Origin of the sequence: Pseudalkalibacillus sp. JSM 102089 (assembly GCF_041366475.1) — a bacterium.
Lineage (GTDB): Bacteria > Bacillota > Bacilli > Bacillales > Guptibacillaceae > Guptibacillus > Guptibacillus hwajinpoensis_B.
In genome coordinates this window covers 155,063-172,798 of record NZ_JBEWYW010000005.1, presented here as the reverse complement: position 1 = coordinate 172,798, position 17,736 = coordinate 155,063, and the positions used below count along the sequence as shown (strand labels likewise).

Genomic DNA, 17,736 nt, shown 5'->3' with positions numbered 1-17,736 from the left:
CATTATAGCAGAAAAAGAGACAGGTCTCCAATATAATTCATCAAAGTAATTTGGCACTACGGGCGCAAAAAAGACAGGATTTTGTTCCTGTCTTTTTTGCTTATTCAACACGCTCTAAACGCGGGTTGTGTCGATATTTTCTGCCTGCTTTAGCTTCTGCTTCATCATCAAGAATGACATTATCTCCTGTAAAGCCAATGTCTACTTTAAGCAAACTACTTCCAACACCATAAATATCAACAGGAACGTTTTGAGATTCAAACGTTCGAATTCTTTCTTCCGTAAAACCGCCGCTTACTACAATTTTCACATGCTCGAAGCCTTCTTTATCAAGGGCATCTCTAAGTGCAAAAATCAGTTCTGCATTAACCCCTCTTGGATCAAACGTCCCTAGAACATCAGGATTACGCCAAAAATACTGATCAACCATCGTACGAGAGGTATCAACTCGAACCCCCTTCAACGTCTTGCCAAATTCCCTTGCTACACGTAATGAATCCGTAATTACATCATTATTGTAATCAACAAGAGAAATCAATTCATCTTCAGGGTATTTCGCATAATAAGCTTTTGATGCTTCAACAACATCACCTTTAAAAAGTTGAATTAAGGCATGAGGCATAGTTCCCATTCCTCTTTTGCCCCACCATTCATTCATCGCATGGGTTGCCTGTGCAGTAGACCCCCCAATATGAGAAGCATACCCGTCACCCGCTTGTTGAGTATAATGATCATCACGATCGCCCATGAAAATAACCGGTTTTTGGATACCTGATGATCGTGCTGCTTTCACTACATGATAAACATTCGTCGCGACGGATGTTCTTCTGCCCAGAATACCATCAATAATTCCTTCGAGAAAACCGAAGTTTTGATATGGCCCTTTAATTTTCAAAACCGTTTCAAATGGAGAGATTTTATCCCCATCCTTTAGCGACTCTATTTCAAGCGATTCAGGGTCCTTCGCAAAGGTTTTTATGAGTGCAATTGCTTCATCTGAACCACAAAGAACGGCATCATGTTTTTGAAAGAACTGCATTGTCACAATATTGTCCGGCTTGAACTCTTCCACAATTTCGCATGTCTTTAGGAAGTAAACAGCTGAAAACCAGCCTTCACCTACACGCTCATCAAATTTAAAGGTTCGGTTCGTAAGCCTTTTTATTTTGCCTTGCATTTTAAGTTCAATTTCCTTCATAATGGGGCTCCTTCAAGTAGTTTGGTCATTCGAATGTGAGCTCTCTATGTTCAACCATTCACTTATCTGACTATAATTTAACATTAGCTTAACACTACTTATCATATAGAACCTGGCTCTATAAAACAAGTAGAAAAGATATGCACTATACGTGCATATCTTTTAGGAATGTTTCTTCAAAATCAGCTTTCGTCATTAAAATACTTCTAGGCTTGCTTCCCATAGCTTCAGATACTAATCCACGTTCTTCCATCATTTCAATTAGTCTTGCCGCTCGATTGAATCCTATTCGGAAACGACGTTGCAGTGCAGAAGAAGAAGCCTGACCTTGTTCAAGTGCCCACATGCACGCTTCCTCAAACAATTCATCTTCCTGATCATCGTACTGCTGCTTCTTCATCAAATCTTCTTTTTTGATCAAATAATTCGGCTTCCGCTGCTTACGTACGTAGGATGTCACTCGCTCAATTTCTTCGTCCGAAACAAAATTACCTTGCAATCGAACTGGTTTCGAGGATCCATTCTCCAAACAAAGCATATCGCCTTTTCCTAGAAGCTTCTCAGCGCCACTTGTATCAAGGATTGTTCTAGAATCAATTTGCGAAGATACAGAGAAAGCAATACGTGTAGGGATGTTCGCTTTAATAAGCCCTGTAATTACATCAACTGACGGTCTTTGCGTTGCCACTAGTAGATGAATCCCACAAGCTCTTGCTTTCTGTGCAATTCGACAAATCGCATCCTCAACGTCCTGTGGTGAAACCATCATTAGATCAGCGAGTTCATCAATCACAATGACAATGTATGGTAGTTTGTGCTGAGGTTCTCCGTGGTTTATCGCTCGCTCGTTATATCGCTTGATATCTCGAACACCAGCTGCCGCAAATTTCTCATAACGCTCTTCCATTTCATCCACTGCCCACTTTAAAGCAGTAGTAGCTTCTTTCACATCATTAATAACTGGTGTGACTAGATGTGGCAGGCCGTTATATGGTGCAAGTTCTACCATTTTAGGATCAATTAACATCATCTTTACATCATTAGGATTTGCTTTAAGCAATAAGCTCACTAAGATCGAATTGATACATACACTCTTACCAGACCCTGTAGCACCCGCAATAAGACCATGAGGCATTTTTTGAATATCAGTTATTTTTGCTTCCCCAGCAATGTCAAAACCGAGCGCCGCATTCAATAGTGAACCTTCAGATTGGAATGCTCCACTTCGAACAATCTCCCGAATAAATACAGGCTTACTCGTAGGGTTTGGCACTTCAATTCCTATTGCATTCTTTCCAGGTATCGGTGCTTCCATTCTTATGTCTCTAGCTGCTAGACTTAATTTAATGTCATCACTTAAATTCGTAATCTTATTCACCTTAACTCCTGGACTTGGCTGCACTTCGAAACGGGTAACCGTCGGCCCCATTGTTGCCCCTACTACCTTAGCCTGTACATTAAAGTTTGAAAGGGTTAGCTCCAATAGTTCCCTTTGCTCTTCAAGCCACTGCTCGTCATTACCTTCATTACGAGGAGGGATATCAAGAAGTGAAATAGGAGGAAGTTTATATTCTGCTCCACTGCCTGGTTTTTTTGTTAAATGACGTCGGTCATTCGCAAGCATCATTACATTGTAAGGAACCTGCGGCTTTGGTCGAGCGGAATCCCGTCCGGATTGTTCTTGAACATTTTTCTCCTTATGTTCAAGATTTTGAGACGACTCCTCAATTGATTCTTCTATTTGTTCTCGCTGAAACTGCTGTTCTACTTCGAGTTGATTAGATGGTTCTGGTTCTGGTTCTGGTTCTGGTTCTGGTTCTGGTTCTGGTTCTGGTTCTGGTGATTCTTCAATAGCTGTTTGTTCCTCATTTTGATTCTCAACAATAAAATCTTCATCTGAAATGATAAAATCCTCTTCCATATCATCTGTCACTTCATAATCAGCAGTCCACTCTGATTTCTCTTCGTTTTCATCTTCTAGCATCTCGCTCTTTTGAAGGTCGTTTGTTTCTTCTAATGTTACATCTTCAGTGAGAGTTTCTATTTGCTCCCACTGTTCCTCAGTCTGACTGATTTCCGATTCAGCTTCCCTATATTGCTCGCTCTCTTTTTCTGTCTCAAGAGGTAAGGAAGCACCGCTTTTAACTTCAAAGTTGTTCTTATCAGAAATGAAGACCTCTCTATTGTCTTCTCTATCTTCTTCATTAACAATTGCATTGTTTGTCGTTTCTTCTTTCACACTAACGGCTTCAGTCTCTTGCTGATCAACACCTTGAGTAACTTGATCTGAATCCGTCAGTATGCCGTTCCCTTCGCTTAGTGAATAAGGTTCAGGTTCCTGGATAAGTTTTTCAATTACGTCACTTTTATCGAGTGATGTGTATCGATTGTTTGGATGCGATTTTTTTACTTCTTCTTCCATTTTTTCAGTAACAGGACGTTTGCTAAAACCATAAATAGGTGATGGGATTTGAGATGGTTTGAAATTCACACCTGAGAACTTTTTATTTGTTACTGAACCGTTGTTTTCTGAAAGCCCATCCCTTGTCGTTTTGCTGGAGGGGCCATCTTTCTTCGGAGAAGTGATGCTCTGATTACGATTCTCAGCCTTAGGTTTATTCGTAGGTAACTGTTCACTTTGATGGCGTTGGACTTCTTTTCTCCCTTCTTTATTCTTTTGGTTATTTGAATGATCCGGAATAAGAGGGAACCGAAAGTTCCCTTCTCTTGGGTATTGGTGAACAATCCTTGCTTCATTCTTCCGATTTGCACTTTCCATCCGCCCAATGGAATGTTTTCGATCAGGTCGGTCTTTTAACGATTTTGTTTCTTTAACATCTGCTTCCTTTCTTTGAGGTTCTTCTTCCTCATCAAGGTCAAATAATTTATTCCACGCTTTTTTTATCCAATTATTATCCAACTACTATCACCTTTTCTAATTAAGCCCTTTTAGGTCGATTTATTCTTCTATTTTATCGGAAACTCCCCTATCATTGTAAGGCTGTTTCTAAAATCTTTCGTAAAAAAAACAGGTTCTTCGTCTAAAACCGTAAAAATAGGTTCAATATTTCTTATTCCCAATTTTATAGAAAGAAAAAACCTACTAGAAAAATTTCTAGTAGGCCTTAAATTCCGTACCAATTTCATGATCCTCTGGAAGGACCAGAATTCCTTTCTCCTGAGGAGCATCTGGTAGTGCAAGTTCTTTTGCTGAGCAAATCATTCCCGTTGATTCAATTCCTCGCAAGCTCGCATCCTTTATGATCATACCAGAAGGCATGACGGCTCCGACCTTCGCAACAACCACCTTTTGCCCTTTGTCGACGTTTGGAGCACCACAAACGATTTGGAGTTTTTCTTGTCCTACGTTCACCTGACAAACATTTAATTTATCAGCATTCGGATGCTTTTCCATTTCCTCGACATAACCCACAACAAACTTAGGGGAAGCATCGTATACAAGCTCATCGTCAAATCCATTAGCTTGGATGGCTCGATTAACAGCATTAACAAGCTCTTCGCTTTCCTCAACAACACCTGAGCTTGTTAACTCTTGGATTTGTGAAAAATGAAATAGATTATAGCCAATAGTTTTATTTGTTTCTTTACTATAAATACGTGCAACATTCTCTTTGCGCTGAACTGCTTTATCTTCTCGTTCAGTACTTCCTAAAGTAACGATTAGTGTATCTCCAACGCCTTCTTTATTGTAAAACATGTTCATTGTCCATGTACTCCTTTTATCAAACAGTTATTTTTTCGGTTTGTTTTTCGCCATAATAAATACCGGCTCTAATTTTCCATCTTCATACATAAAGGGAAGTCCAGTTACTGGTACGAGTCCACTAGAAAAGAAATGCATGGTCAACTGTGCAAGCGCATCATAACCTTGTTCATTCTCAATATCAGCAAAAATAAGGACATCTTGATGAGGAACAGCTACCGCTAATTCACCCTTCGCACTCTTCTCCATGCGTTCCAATAATGAATCGTTAAGAATTCTACTTGCGTCATAGCCGTCGTTAGTATTCAAGAAATAAAATGTATTTCCTGCAACCGTATCTGCTTTTACTTCAGTAGATAACCCTCTTAAATTGAACAATGACACTTCATGCAAAGCTTCTTTCGTCCAATTTTCCTTCTTTAACCATTCCTCATCAATCAAGCGATAAGAATGACCAAGATCAAGTGCATAGTAGATTCTTGTCTCCGCCGTATGTTCTTCAAAAACAAACGGAACGCCAGCTTCCGTTTCAGAAGCAAATGACCCCGAGCGAATGACTGGAAAAATGCGGTTTTCTTTGCCATTAAGTTCTTGCTTCTCTCTCATTACTTTTAACGTTTCTTCTACATGATGAACGACTTCATCTAGTATCTTTTCGCCTCGCTCTTCATACTTAGCGGACAGCCCCTTTAATCCAAGACTGATTCCTTTACCTGTTGCACTATCTTCTACCCTAAGTTTTTCTTCCTTTTGATTGTATGTAAGCTCACGATCTTCTTGTTGAAGACTTTTTTCGAGCAATTTCTTTAATTCTTTTGGTTCCATATTTTCACCACCTATAATTGAGATGTTCTTTTATCATACCATGAAATAAACCAATACAAAAACAAAGCTATGCCAAGCATAGCTTTGTACGAAATTACTTAACTTCTGTAAGAAATTCCTCAATTTCTTCCTTGCTTTTTCTCATCTTACTTACAAATCTTCCTGTCTCTTCACCTTCATTAAAGGCTACAAAACTCGGGATGCCAAAAACATCCATTTCTTGGCAAAGTTCAATATGATCATCACGATCAACGTAATAGAAATCTAGCTCAGAGTATTTCTCTTCTAAATCTGGAAGAAACGGTTCGATTACGCGGCAATCGGGGCACCAATCTGCGGAAAATAACAAAACCGATTTCCCTTCTTTAATTGCTTGTAAATATTCTTCATGATTGACAAATTTCTTCATGATAAACCTCCTAATACTAATCGGTATTAATTTTCATATCTCCTAGACGAATGAGTCCTTTTTTTCTCATTACCTCGGATATTAGCAGACTTATAATAGCTGGTCCAATAAAATGCAATAGAAGAATAGCTGTCCAAATATTTCCTCCGGTACCCATAACGTTTAATGTCATGATTTGTCCAACAAAGCCGCTCGTCCCCATACCTGCACCTGAAGGGTTATTTAACATCGACAGCCAACCGCTGCCAATCGGGGCAAGAATGGCGCCAGCGAGCGTAGGTGGAAGAAGAACCCATGGGTTTCGAACAATATTCGCAACTTGTAACATAGAAGTACCAATTCCTTGAGCAACGATACCTCCTACCCCATTCTCTCGGTAGCTACTTACAGCAAAACCAACCATTTGAGCTGCACAACCAATTGTAGCTGCCCCTGCAGCAATGCCTTCTAATCCTAGCATGATTGCAATGGCCGCACTAGAAATCGGAGCCGTAAGAGCTAGTCCCATAAGAACAGCTACTATGATTCCCATAATTATCGGGCGTTGCTCTGTCGCCCACATAATGAGTGAACCAAAATTAGTCAGTAATGTTTGAATGCCAGGTCCGATAAGAGCTGCCGTTCCATAGCCTGCAAAAATAGTGATTAGTGGCGTTACGATAATATCTAACTTAGTTGACTTCGAAACAAGTTTGCCCGCTTCCGCTGCGATAATCGCTGCAGCGTAACTACCTGCTGGACCACCAAGCTCAGCACCCGCTGCACCCGCTAGAAGCGATGCAAATAAAACAAGCGGAGGGGCTTGTAGACCATACGCTACAGCGACACCAATCGCTGGTCCCATTAAACTCATCGCAAGCTCACCAATTGGAACAAGAAATGATAACGATGAGATTTGCCCTCCAATCGTTTTCAGTATCAATCCAATAATTAACGATGAAAATAGACCAAGAGCCATGTAGCTTAGAGCTGTAATAAAATAGACTCGTGGTGATAGAGTTACGCCTTTCCTTTGCAAAAATCCGTTCATTACTTTCTCCTTCCAGACTGTTGATCCTTACTTAGTATACACAAATTTCTCATTTACCACGTTTGATTAAGGTTTCAGAACTAACGGGTATCTTCATTTTTCCTTATTCAAACAGAAATTGTAATTTAACCTCCTACTATCGAGAAAGATTTTACTCATTCACTTTACTGGGAATATGTGAAAAAGCCATGCTACAATAATACCGGTATCAAATTAAAGGAGGACTACAAATGGACTTAACTGTTTATCTTGCTGGACAAATTCACGATAACTGGAGAAATGAATTAAAAGAAAAAGCAATCAAACTGGAATTACCTATTCACTTCGTAGGACCCATGGAAAATCATGAGCGTTCTGACGCCATTGGCGAAGAAATTAAAGGCAATCAGCCTAATGCTATTATGAAGGATGAAGCAGCTTCAGAGATCAATAATCTCAGAACTCAAGTTCTTCTTGAAAAATCAGATGTTGTCCTCGCACTATTTGGTGAAAGTTACAAACAATGGAACAGTGCAATGGATGCTGCTACAGCTATCACCCTTGGCAAACCACTTATTCTAGTTCGCCCTGAATCATTGCACCATCCTTTAAAGGAGCTATCGAACAAAGCTCAAGTTACAGTGGAAAATACTGATCAGGCACTAAAAGCCCTGTCCTATATTTTAGAAACAAATTAACGAATCACCAGCTGATATTGACCGACCAGTAAAGAAACTAGTTGTTCATACATGTCAGTTCTTGTAACGGCGCCATTGGTAAAAACACCAATGGCGCCTTCTTTTTTGCTAACATCGACTCGTCTCGCATAATCTGAAATAACAGGACCTAATTCCTCCCCTAGTTCTAACTTCTTCTTTATTTCTTCAGGAAGTGGAAATCTTGCACCACCGGCTACTACTTCATTCCCTATCTCATCTACAAGTGCTCCCCAATTACAAACGTATAAGTGCTCCCCTACCATCTGTACTCCGCCTTCAAGACCTATACCAATTGTCGAATGCCCTTTTTCCATTGCAGCTATTGCTCTTTGTTTAGCACCAAGAAGTGTTTCTTCATCACCCCAAGGCTGGTCAGCGACACCTGACTCAACGCTCACCCCCACTACTTCACCTTTAAAGTGAGCTTTGACTGCATTAACTTTCACAGGATTTGTCGACCCGATTGCAACTTTATCCATACATCTTCCCTCCACCATTTTTTAAAAGATCTCATAAGAAAAGGAGCCGTTTTGGCCCCTTCTCACTTACACGTTGCTTTTAATGCTATCTACTGTAGTTTGATCTGTTGACTTCACTAATTTAATCAATAGTTCTTTTGCTGCTGCGTAATCATCTACGTGGATCATTGATGAAGACGTATGAATGTATCTTGAACAAATTCCCACTACTGCAGATGGTACTCCGTTATTAGATAAATGCACTCGTCCAGCATCAGTTCCACCTTGAGAGATGAAATACTGATAAGGAATTTCGTTGCTCTCCGCTGTATCAAGCACAAAATCCCTTAGCCCCTGATGAGTAACCATTGATCGATCATAAATACGCAGGAGAGCCCCTTTACCAAGCTGGCCAAATTCATTTTTATCTCCAGTCATATCGTTGGCAGGACTAGCATCAAGAGCATAGAAAAGATCAGGATTAATCATGTTTGCCGCTGTTTGTGCCCCACGTAAACCTACTTCCTCCTGAACTGTAGCACCAGAATAAAGCTCATTTGGAAGCTCTTCATTCTGAAGCTCCTTCAACAGCTCAATGGCAAGACCTACACCATAGCGGTTATCCCAAGCTTTTGCCATGATTTTCTTTTCGTTTGCCATAGGCGTAAATGGACATACCGGTACGATCTGTTGTCCAGGCATGACACCAATTTTTTCTGCGTCTTCTTTGTTATCCGCACCAATATCAATGAGCATATTTTTAATAGCCATTGGCTTGTTTCGTGTAGCATCATCAAGCAAATGTGGAGGGATCGAACCAATAACTCCAGGAATAGGACCATTTTTGGTCATAACCTGAACACGCTGAGCAAGAAGCACCTGGCTCCACCATCCACCAAGTGTTTGAAAACGAAGCATCCCATTTTCAGTAATTGATGTAACCATAAACCCAACTTCATCCATGTGGCCAGCTACCATAATGCGTGGGCCATTGTTTCGTTTAACTCCAAAAACGCTTCCAAGATTATCTTGAATAATTTCATCCGTGTACTTGCCAATCTCACTTTTCACGAATTTTCTAACATCATGTTCAAAACCAGGAGCACCTTGTAATTCAGTTAATGTTTTAAATAACGAGAGAGTTTCTTTTTCCATATGTATCCCCTTCCATCGTTCCTCTATTCCTTTCCTATTGTATCGAATCTAGATAATTGTTGCTAGTGTCACGGATTTTCTATAGAAATATTTGGTCAGAGAGCTAACTTCAGATATACTGAAGATGGAAAATAAATCGTCCATTAAAGGAAGGGAGAATCATAGTAATGAAAACAAGAGATCTATTAATTGGAGCGCTTATTGGAGCTGGAGCAGCAGCTATTACTACTTCAACGATTGCTTCTAAAAAAACGTATATATCACCTGAAAAGGCACTAAAAGCTGTGAAGGGAGCTGTCAAATCTACTTATACTGTCAAAGGTTCATGGATTCACATGAAAACGGATTCAGTAAAAAAGTTCGACCTCCCCTTCACAGTCTATGCTGGTGGACTAACTTGTGAAAAAGAAGGACAGCTCCAACAGCTTGAATTTATGGTTGATGCTGAAACAGGAACACTAGTAGAATTACAAGCTCAATAAGAAGACTAACTCTTTAGGCTTCTTGGGACTTCCTTTTGAAGTCTTGAATCATTAAAACCCCCTTGCGGAAGAACCGCAAGGGGGTAACATACATTCATTAATTAGAAAGTAGTATTCGTATCGTATACATTATTTTGTAATTTAAAACGAAGAGTTGAATACTTATTTTTTGACCATAGATAAGCAAGAAGTGCTGGACCAACAAGCATTATCGCACTTAGAATTAGAATAACACTCATATGAAGATGCTCACCCGTTACGTCTGCATGACTGTCTTTGTATTCTTTTGCTTTTTCAATGTCTAATACTTTTGAGTCTGGAATAATAGCATTAGCTTCAGTGTCATAGAAAAGGACCTGAGTATGATCTTCAAAGAAGATATTGTCACGAACTGTCGTGAATTCTACAAGCATCATAGAAACCTTACTAAAGTCCTTATCTGCCGAGCTATCAACTTCAAGATTTTCAGCATCTACAACTTTAAGAGAACCTTTATCATAGTCATAATGCTCTTCCCCAAGGTAACCCGCAACACCCTTCTTTACATCACCACTAACATCAGCTTCAGCTTGTGCTGCAGTATTCGCGAAAGGTAATGCGATCAAAAACGCAGCAATAAGTGCAAAAATCCCTTTTTTCATCATTTTTCCTCCTCTATCAAACAAATTATCCAATTCTTATCATATCATATTCCATCTATTATTCTACTAACATTTTATAGAAAAAAACATCCAATACGAGGAAGCAGAGGATAGATTCTGGTTCTAACTTTATAGCCCCATACCCTTTTTCCCGATTTCAAAACGGCTATATAAGTTTCCTTTTATCTCATATGATTTAGCATAAAAATGGGATACTAACGAGCACAACAAAAAAAAGAACCGGTATGCACCGATTCTTATTGAATAACAGGTTTTTTATTAAACTCGTTGCTGATTTCTTTTGAGCGTGTTGCCGCATTCTCAACTGCGGCTTCAAAAGCTTCTCCTCCACCATTTTCATACAATGCCTCAAGACCCGCTTGAGTTGTTCCATTTGGTGAAGTAACTTTCTTTCTAAGATCAGCTGGAGAGTCTTCTGATTGCTCTGCCATCATTCCAGCACCAAGTACAGTTTGAACAGCCATTTTCCTTGCTGTTTCCGTTTCAATACCGCCTTCAATTGCTGCTTTTTCTAAACTTTCAATAACATAATAAATGTAAGCCGGTCCGCTTCCAGCAACACCTGTAAATACGTCCATTTGTTTTTCTTCGATCACGACTGTTTCGCCAATAGAACGAATAAGTGCGCGGGCAATTGACACCTGCTCATCATTTACATGTTTTCCTGCTGCTAGGGCAGAAATAGATTTACCAATCATACTTGAAGTGTTCGGCATAACACGGATCACTGGTTGCTCTCCATCGAGCTGATCCTCAATATAAGATGATGGCACGCCAGCAAGAACTGATAAGAGAAGTTGATCATCTGAAATGAAATCTTCAATTCCTTCAAGTGCACGTTCAACATCTTTTGGCTTCATTGCTAGGATAACAACATTAGCCTCACGAACTGCGAATTCTATACTTTGAGTCGCCAATACGCCGTGGTTCTCCATAAGTTCCTGACGACGTTGTTCATTACTTCTGTTTGTCATAATAATACGTTCAGGTTCAATAGTACCTGACTCAATCATTCCTGCAGCCATTGCTTCTGCCATTGAACCCGCTCCGATAAACGTTACGGTTTTATTTTCTAGCATGATTGCCTCCTTTGGATTTCCGAAAAATCATCTACGGTCATTTATACTAACACTGCATCCACCACGCTTCAACCTTTATGAAGCAAGAAATAAGCATACGTGCAAGATACATAGTGAAAACGCTATCATTCGAATCTCAACGCAAACTACGTGAATGAGATCGATGTATATCGCTTCTCACGCCCTCTCACAACCTCTCATCAAGACTGTATTATTACAATATTGTGGTAAAAAAGGTTCGCTTCAGTTTTTTAAATGATGAATTTTCTTCCTTACTTATATGAATTTCGATTTGCTTTTCCATTAATATAGCAAAAAAGAGGTCCCCTTTTGGGGCCTCTAATTATTATGCTTGCACTTGTGGTTTAGATTTCTTCAATATCCCTACCATCAATGCCGTAATAATTGTACCAATAACAATGGCAAGGATATAGAGAAGAATATGAGTTAATGAGATGTTATTTACAGACCAGATAACAAACGCTCCGCCATGCGGTGCTGGTAATGCTATATTAAACAACATTGTTAATGCGCCTGCAACAGATGAACCAACAATAATGGAAGGAATCACTCGGCCTGGATCTGCTGCTGCAAATGGAATTGCGCCTTCTGTGATGAATGAAGCCCCCATCACATACGCTACTTTTCCTGCTTCACGCTCAGTTTTGTTAAATCGATTTTTAAATAGTGTTGTTGCAAGTGCGAGTCCAAGTGGTGGTGTCATACCGCCTGCCATAATCGCTGCATGATACGTCAGATTACCTGCATCAATCATCGCAATACCAAACGTAAAGGCCGCTTTATTAATTGGACCACCCATATCTACCGCCATCATTCCTCCTAGTATTAAGCCAAGAAGGAGTTTATTCGTAGTGCCCATACCACTCAACCAGTTCTCAAGCCCTGTATTCAGAGCCCCAACTGGCTCGATTACAACGTACATCATAATAATCCCTGTAATAAAAATACCAAACAGTGGATAAAGCAAGACTGGCTTTAACCCTTCAAGAGACTGTGGTAGTCCAGAGAAAAGCTTTTTCAAAAGAAGCACAGCGTAACCAGCAAGGAAACCAGCAATGAGTCCACCTAGGAAGCCTGCACCGTTCGTAGAAGCCATCAAGCCACCAACAAGGCCAGGAGCAAGACCAGGACGATCGGCAATACTCATTGCAATAAACCCTGCAAGAACTGGAATCATAAGGGCAAAGGCATTTCCACCGCCAATTGTGCTAAGTGCTGCTGCAAATGCATTGTAACTTGGGTCATCCGGATCTGCAGCATTAATACCAAAGATAAATGAAAGGGCTATCAAAATACCACCCCCAACTACGAGCGGAAGCATATTCGAAACACCGTTCATTAAGTGCTTGTAGAAAGCTGATTGCTTTCCTTTTCTTTCGTTTTTCTTCTCACTGATTTGATCTTCGTATGATCCTGAAGATTGATAGATTGGCGCATCGCCATTTGCTGCTTGCTTCAACAAGTCAGCTGGCTTCCGGATTGCTTCTGCCACTGGAACTTCAATTACTTTTTTTCCTTTGAAACGTTCCATTTCTACCTTCGTATCAGCAGCAACAATAATACCAGGTGCCTTTTCAATTTCTTCATCAGTTAGACGATTTTTCACGCCTCCAGATCCATTTGTTTCAACTTTGACACTATAACCCATTTCAGATGCTTTCGCTTTCAGCGCATCCGCAGCCATATACGTGTGAGCAATTCCTGTAGGGCATGCTGTAACAGCTAATATTTTCCCAGTAACTTCAGTTGTTTCTTCTACTTCTTCTTCATCAGCATTTTCTTCTTCTTTCTGATCAAATGCTTGCAAAACTTCTTCTTCCGTTCTTGCTTCAAGAAGCCCTTTACGGAATTCGTTATCCATTAAGAATGAAGATAGTCTTGATAGCGCTTCTAGATGCGTTTGGTTTGCACCTTCAGTCGCAGCAATCATAAAGAACAGGTGCGCCGGCTGACCGTCAAGAGACTGATAATCGATACCCGCATTAGAACGTCCAAACACAATCGCTGGTGCCTTTACTGCTGCTGTTTTGGCATGAGGAATGGCTATACCTTCTCCAATACCAGTCGTACTCTCTTTCTCACGCGCATGTATCGCTTTTTTGAACGCGTTAAGGTCCTGTAATTTGCCTGCTCTCTCTAGTTTTTCAGATAGCTCATTAATAACACGATCTTTTGAATCCGCTTCAAGATTCAGAATCATTGTCTCTTTTGTTAATAATTCTGTGATTCTCATATACCTCGACCTCCCATTTCTTCATAAGTCTGAACCCTAATTTGCTTTCTTAATTCTTGTACTTCTTCTGCTGTACAAAAGCCTGTTGAAAATGCGCTTGCACTGCCTGCTGCAATTCCAGATTGGAATGCTTCCTTCAAATTCTCAGTTTCAATATATTTACTTAGAAAACCAGCCACGACTGAATCCCCTGCTCCAACTGAATTCTGTACTTTACCGACCGGGACATTTCCGAAAAGAATCTCATTAGATGTAATAAGCACAGCACCATCACCGGCCATTGAGACAATCACGTTCATTGCTCCCATTTGTTGCACTTTCTTACCATATTCAACTGCATCTTTCACTGAAGTTATTTCAACTCCAAACAAATCGCCAAGTTCGTGATGATTCGGCTTCACTAGGAATGGCTTTGCTTTCACGGCTTCTTCCAATGCTTTTCCCTTGGTGTCTACAATAGCCTGCACTCCGTCTGGTAAGGACTTCAAGATATTAGAGTAGATATTCTGATCAATACTAGTCGGCACGCTACCTGCCATTACGACGATATCACCCGCGACAGTTTGTGAAAGTTGTTGAAGTAATTTCTCAACATTTCCTTCAGAAATCATTGGGGATAGTCCATTAATTTCAGTTTCCTCACCATTTTTTAACTTAATGTTAATTCGCGTATCACCTTCAACATGGATGAAATGAGGATGTAGGCTTTCATCTTTTAGTGATTGTTCAATAAATTGACCTGTAAAACCGCCTACAAATCCTAACGCTGTAGAATCGTGTCCAAGTCGTTTTAATACTTTGGTAACATTAACGCCTTTACCACCGGCAATCTTTGTTTCTTCATCTACTGTATTAACAAGCCCCGTTTTAAGGTCATCCAGTCGAACAATATAGTCAACTGATGGATTTAATGTAATTGTATAAATCATATTTTCACCACTTCTACTGTTGTTTGTTTACTAATATTATCTAAGAGCATTTCAGAATTTTCGTTCGTAATGATGGCACATGCTTCAAGATCAGCCACCTTACTGAATGCCGCTTCTCCGAATTTCGAGTAATCTGCAATAATGTATGGTTCGCGCGATAATTTAATCGCTGCTCTTTTGATAATGGCTTCATCAGGGTCAGCTGTTGTATACCCTAACGTTTCATGAATACCGTTTATACCTATAAAACATTTATCAAACCGATATGTTTCAATACTTTCAAGCGCCTTTGCTCCTGTCATAGCTCCTGTTGTTGATTTGAACTTCCCACCAATCACATAGGTGGTTATTCTATCTCCTTGAAGACTCTCAATTACAGGATATCCGTTAGTCACAACCATCACCTGTTTGTCAGATAAAAACTCAGCAATTTTCTGAGTCGTTGTCCCTGCATCAAGAAAAATACAGTCACCATCTTTAACTAATCCAGCGGCGTAAGAAGCGATTTTTTCCTTTTCGGTCAAATTCTGTGTTGATTTCTCACCAAGCGACGGTTCTGTCCACTTCGAGTGAAAAAGAGATGCTCCGCCGTGTACTCGCTTTAGCTTATTCTCTTCTTCCAGTTGGACAAGGTCACGACGAATAGTTGAAACTGAAGCTCCAGTTGCATCGCTCAAATCATGTACCGTAACCGTTTCTTTTTCTTTAAGAACTTGTAAAATGATGAAATGACGTTCAGCATTTAACAATTCATCACCTACTTTCTAACCTCATTATAATGAAAGCACTTTCAACAGTCAATCATTTTCGTTCAATTTTATTCAAAAACAACCAAAAACAATCACAAATGATCACGCGAAACTTTCTATCAACCACAATTGCTTATCATTACACTTTGAACAAAGCTTTATTTGAACAAAAAAAAGACTGCCATTTAGCAGTCCCCTTACTATCACACATTTCGTTTTACTTCATCCGTCACGTTGTACTCCTTATCCCACTTTAAAGCACGATAAATCGCATCATGGTAAAAAATAAACCACGAATTTTGATCAACAGCATCTTTTATCCATTTCTCTTTCTCATAAATCGATGTCATCGGATAATCATCGTATGCAAGAACCCATAAAGGATTCTGATGGGCATGAGTTGGCATAAGATCTGCCATATGAATCAGTCGCTCTTCGCCCTCATTCATAATAATAATCGCATGTCCATCACTATGTCCTCCTGTATGGTACATATTCAAGCCTGGAATGACTTCATAAGATTCCTTAAATGTATGAACTTTGTTTTGAATCGCTTCCCAGTTTTCTTTCCAATATGTATTCTTCGAACGAATATTTGGCTCCTTCATTTCGTTCCACTCTACCTCTGAAGCATAAATAACAGCATTCGGAAACGTTGGTTTATATCCATCTCCATCTGGCTCTGTTAATCCACTCGCGTGATCAAAATGAAGATGCGTCATTAAGACAATATCAATTTCCTCAACAGATAGTCCAAGTTTTTCAAGGGACCCATGAATATCTGACTCTTCTTCAACTCCATAATTTCTTTTTTGTTTTTCACTTAATTTGTCTTTTCCAATCCCTGATTCAATTAAGATGTTCTTGCCCTGCCATTGTAAAAGGAGAGGATCTGTTCTAAGCTCAATCTGGTTTTTTTCATTTACCGGGTACCGCTTACTCCACAATGGTTTTGGTACAACTCCAAACATCGCGCCCCCATCCATATGAGTCACACCACCTCTAAGCCATGTAATGGATAAATTCCCAACTTGTAACTGCTCCATCGAAATCCCACCTTTATAAGATTAGTTTCATTTTCTCACTAAAAGAAACCGCTTTCAATAATATTCAAAAAAAGAGCCGCATTTAAACGACTCAACTTCTAAACTGTGCTTCACATCGATAGATCCGACTACCTTTTGATGAGAACTTCTCTTCATATTCCGTCATCACGTTATCTTCCATATTACTCTGATGCAAGTTAAGGCTAACTTGATTAAGTATCATCCCATATAAGGAGAAGCTATGAAGAGAATATTCAAAAAGCCCTTGATTATCTGTCTTAAAATGAACCTCTCCATTTGGTTTCATAACATTCCGATAAAGATCAAGGAATGTCTTATTGGTAAGTCTTCTTTTCTCATGACGATTTTTGGGCCACGGATCAGAAAAATTCAAATATACTCGACTGACTTCATTTTCTTCAAAAATGGTGCTTAAATCTTGTGCGTTCTCATTCAACAAACGAACATTTGGAACATCTTCTTCAATTAATTTCTCTAATGCTGACACCATTACGCTTGATGAAAGCTCTAAACCAACATAATTCACATCGGGATTCTGTCTGGCCATACCAATTATAAATTGACCTTTACCCGTTCCAACCTCTAAATGTATCGGATTACTATTTTCGAAAACATCTTTCCAATTTCCTTTACGATCAGTAGGGTTCGTCGGAACGAATTGAGGATTCTTTGCAAACATATCTTCTGCCCATGGCTTATTGCGTTGACGCATACTTTCACTTCCTTATCATCTAATCACCTAATCACCGTTTTACACAAACGACATTTTACCATGAATTCTTAAGAATAGAAAGGCGAAGGAGGGGGTATGTAAAAGTAACAAGATTGTTGAAAAGCAAACCAGAAACATTTAATAATATCGGTTATGCTAGAGTCAGGGAGGAGGATGAATAAATGGAGCACTTTCTTATGATGTGGGCACCCTGGATTGTCATCGTCGTTTCCGTGGTTGCACTTTTTGGCTGGGGAGCAAAAGGGGACACTAAATAACATCTCCAAAAGCAGATAAAAGAAACT

At 39.7% G+C, this 17,736-nt stretch carries 18 protein-coding genes; 3 read left to right on the top strand and 15 right to left on the bottom strand.

The window, feature by feature from the left end:
* Positions 1-100 precede the first annotated feature (100 nt).
* The 6 genes from ABVF21_RS13335 to ABVF21_RS13310 all read right to left on the bottom strand — a co-directional run bounded on the left by ABVF21_RS13335 (position 101) and on the right by ABVF21_RS13310 (position 7,186).
* On the bottom strand, positions 101-1,198 hold the full coding sequence (locus tag ABVF21_RS13335; RefSeq protein WP_194219244.1) for a nicotinate phosphoribosyltransferase: 1,098 nt from the start codon (positions 1,196-1,198) through the stop codon (positions 101-103).
* 145 nt (positions 1,199-1,343) lie between these two features.
* The gene (locus tag ABVF21_RS13330) at positions 1,344-4,118 is read right to left on the bottom strand and encodes a DNA translocase FtsK (RefSeq protein ID WP_371018342.1); all 2,775 of its coding nucleotides are present in this window, start codon (positions 4,116-4,118) and stop codon (positions 1,344-1,346) included.
* A gap of 195 nt (positions 4,119-4,313) precedes the next feature.
* The gene (gene ytpR / locus ABVF21_RS13325; RefSeq protein ID WP_303532237.1) at positions 4,314-4,922 is read right to left on the bottom strand and encodes a YtpR family tRNA-binding protein; all 609 of its coding nucleotides are present in this window, start codon (positions 4,920-4,922) and stop codon (positions 4,314-4,316) included.
* Positions 4,923-4,949: 27 nt separating this feature from the next.
* Entirely contained in the window at positions 4,950-5,747 is a 798-nt protein-coding gene (locus ABVF21_RS13320) for a DUF1444 domain-containing protein (RefSeq protein ID WP_303532240.1), read from the bottom strand.
* 94 nt (positions 5,748-5,841) lie between these two features.
* The gene (locus ABVF21_RS13315; protein WP_303532242.1) at positions 5,842-6,156 is read right to left on the bottom strand and encodes a thioredoxin family protein; all 315 of its coding nucleotides are present in this window, start codon (positions 6,154-6,156) and stop codon (positions 5,842-5,844) included.
* 16 nt (positions 6,157-6,172) lie between these two features.
* A complete protein-coding gene (locus ABVF21_RS13310; RefSeq protein ID WP_371018341.1) occupies positions 6,173-7,186 on the bottom strand; it encodes a PTS transporter subunit IIC in 1,014 nt (337 codons plus the stop codon).
* A gap of 230 nt (positions 7,187-7,416) precedes the next feature.
* Here ABVF21_RS13310 and ABVF21_RS13305 point away from each other — a divergent pair, with 230 nt between their 5' ends.
* Positions 7,417-7,863 carry a YtoQ family protein gene (locus tag ABVF21_RS13305; RefSeq protein ID WP_194219239.1) on the top strand — a complete coding sequence of 149 codons (447 nt, stop codon included), beginning with the start codon at positions 7,417-7,419 and terminating at the stop codon, positions 7,861-7,863.
* Here ABVF21_RS13305 and ABVF21_RS13300 read toward each other — a convergent pair.
* Together ABVF21_RS13300 and ABVF21_RS13295 are read right to left on the bottom strand one after the other, a co-directional pair.
* On the bottom strand, positions 7,860-8,363 hold the full coding sequence (locus ABVF21_RS13300; protein WP_303532247.1) for a DUF84 family protein: 504 nt from the start codon (positions 8,361-8,363) through the stop codon (positions 7,860-7,862). The genes ABVF21_RS13305 and ABVF21_RS13300 overlap by 4 nt on opposite strands.
* Positions 8,364-8,429: 66 nt before the next feature.
* On the bottom strand, positions 8,430-9,497 hold the full coding sequence (locus ABVF21_RS13295) for a M42 family metallopeptidase (protein WP_283153860.1): 1,068 nt from the start codon (positions 9,495-9,497) through the stop codon (positions 8,430-8,432).
* Positions 9,498-9,664: 167 nt separating this feature from the next.
* On the opposite strand from ABVF21_RS13295, the gene ABVF21_RS13290 reads away from it, so the two are divergent.
* A complete protein-coding gene (locus ABVF21_RS13290) occupies positions 9,665-9,979 on the top strand; it encodes a hypothetical protein (RefSeq protein WP_303532251.1) in 315 nt (104 codons plus the stop codon).
* 101 nt (positions 9,980-10,080) lie between these two features.
* On the opposite strand, the gene ABVF21_RS13285 is transcribed toward ABVF21_RS13290, so the two are convergent.
* The 7 genes from ABVF21_RS13285 to trmB all read right to left on the bottom strand — a co-directional run bounded on the left by ABVF21_RS13285 (position 10,081) and on the right by trmB (position 17,431).
* Positions 10,081-10,620, bottom strand: a complete 540-nt coding sequence (locus tag ABVF21_RS13285) for a hypothetical protein (RefSeq protein WP_283153858.1) — start codon at positions 10,618-10,620, stop codon at positions 10,081-10,083.
* A gap of 257 nt (positions 10,621-10,877) precedes the next feature.
* Positions 10,878-11,720, bottom strand: a complete 843-nt coding sequence (gene proC, locus ABVF21_RS13280) for a pyrroline-5-carboxylate reductase (protein ID WP_194219234.1) — start codon at positions 11,718-11,720, stop codon at positions 10,878-10,880.
* Between the two features lie 346 nt (positions 11,721-12,066).
* Positions 12,067-13,974: a PTS fructose transporter subunit IIABC gene (locus tag ABVF21_RS13275; RefSeq protein ID WP_371018340.1), complete on the bottom strand. Its 1,908-nt coding sequence runs from the start codon at positions 13,972-13,974 to the stop codon at positions 12,067-12,069.
* On the bottom strand, positions 13,971-14,903 hold the full coding sequence (gene pfkB / locus ABVF21_RS13270; protein ID WP_283153856.1) for a 1-phosphofructokinase: 933 nt from the start codon (positions 14,901-14,903) through the stop codon (positions 13,971-13,973). Before pfkB ends, ABVF21_RS13275 begins: the two co-directional genes overlap by 4 nt.
* Entirely contained in the window at positions 14,900-15,652 is a 753-nt protein-coding gene (locus ABVF21_RS13265; protein ID WP_283153855.1) for a DeoR/GlpR family DNA-binding transcription regulator, read from the bottom strand. Before ABVF21_RS13265 ends, pfkB begins: the two co-directional genes overlap by 4 nt.
* 203 nt (positions 15,653-15,855) lie before the next feature.
* Positions 15,856-16,698, bottom strand: a complete 843-nt coding sequence (locus tag ABVF21_RS13260; RefSeq protein WP_283153854.1) for a YtnP family quorum-quenching lactonase — start codon at positions 16,696-16,698, stop codon at positions 15,856-15,858.
* Between the two features lie 91 nt (positions 16,699-16,789).
* Complete coding sequence (gene trmB, locus ABVF21_RS13255; RefSeq protein ID WP_303532262.1) at positions 16,790-17,431, bottom strand: tRNA (guanosine(46)-N7)-methyltransferase TrmB; 642 nt, start codon at positions 17,429-17,431, stop codon at positions 16,790-16,792.
* 182 nt (positions 17,432-17,613) lie between these two features.
* Between trmB and cydS the strand changes: the two genes are divergently transcribed.
* Positions 17,614-17,709 (top strand): cytochrome bd oxidase small subunit CydS, encoded by a 96-nt coding sequence (gene cydS / locus ABVF21_RS13250; RefSeq protein ID WP_371018339.1) that lies wholly within the window; start codon positions 17,614-17,616, stop codon positions 17,707-17,709.
* The last annotated feature ends 27 nt before the right edge of the window (positions 17,710-17,736 follow it).

What these genes read in the sequence shown, in the direction of transcription:
- ABVF21_RS13335 (WP_194219244.1), bottom strand. Translation starts at nt 1,198, where the DNA reads ATGAAGGAAATTGAACTTAAAATGCAAGGCAAAATAAAAAGGCTTACG.
- ytpR (WP_303532237.1), bottom strand. Translation starts at nt 4,922, where the DNA reads ATGAACATGTTTTACAATAAAGAAGGCGTTGGAGATACACTAATCGTT.
- ABVF21_RS13320 (WP_303532240.1), bottom strand. Translation starts at nt 5,747, where the DNA reads ATGGAACCAAAAGAATTAAAGAAATTGCTCGAAAAAAGTCTTCAACAA.
- ABVF21_RS13315 (WP_303532242.1), bottom strand. Translation starts at nt 6,156, where the DNA reads ATGAAGAAATTTGTCAATCATGAAGAATATTTACAAGCAATTAAAGAA.
- ABVF21_RS13310 (WP_371018341.1), bottom strand. Translation starts at nt 7,186, where the DNA reads ATGAACGGATTTTTGCAAAGGAAAGGCGTAACTCTATCACCACGAGTC.
- ABVF21_RS13305 (WP_194219239.1), top strand. Translation starts at nt 7,417, where the DNA reads ATGGACTTAACTGTTTATCTTGCTGGACAAATTCACGATAACTGGAGA.
- ABVF21_RS13300 (WP_303532247.1), bottom strand. Translation starts at nt 8,363, where the DNA reads ATGGATAAAGTTGCAATCGGGTCGACAAATCCTGTGAAAGTTAATGCA.
- ABVF21_RS13295 (WP_283153860.1), bottom strand. Translation starts at nt 9,497, where the DNA reads ATGGAAAAAGAAACTCTCTCGTTATTTAAAACATTAACTGAATTACAA.
- ABVF21_RS13290 (WP_303532251.1), top strand. Translation starts at nt 9,665, where the DNA reads ATGAAAACAAGAGATCTATTAATTGGAGCGCTTATTGGAGCTGGAGCA.
- ABVF21_RS13285 (WP_283153858.1), bottom strand. Translation starts at nt 10,620, where the DNA reads ATGAAAAAAGGGATTTTTGCACTTATTGCTGCGTTTTTGATCGCATTA.
- proC (WP_194219234.1), bottom strand. Translation starts at nt 11,720, where the DNA reads ATGCTAGAAAATAAAACCGTAACGTTTATCGGAGCGGGTTCAATGGCA.
- ABVF21_RS13275 (WP_371018340.1), bottom strand. Translation starts at nt 13,974, where the DNA reads ATGAGAATCACAGAATTATTAACAAAAGAGACAATGATTCTGAATCTT.
- pfkB (WP_283153856.1), bottom strand. Translation starts at nt 14,903, where the DNA reads ATGATTTATACAATTACATTAAATCCATCAGTTGACTATATTGTTCGA.
- ABVF21_RS13260 (WP_283153854.1), bottom strand. Translation starts at nt 16,698, where the DNA reads ATGGAGCAGTTACAAGTTGGGAATTTATCCATTACATGGCTTAGAGGT.
- trmB (WP_303532262.1), bottom strand. Translation starts at nt 17,431, where the DNA reads ATGCGTCAACGCAATAAGCCATGGGCAGAAGATATGTTTGCAAAGAAT.
- cydS (WP_371018339.1), top strand. Translation starts at nt 17,614, where the DNA reads ATGGAGCACTTTCTTATGATGTGGGCACCCTGGATTGTCATCGTCGTT.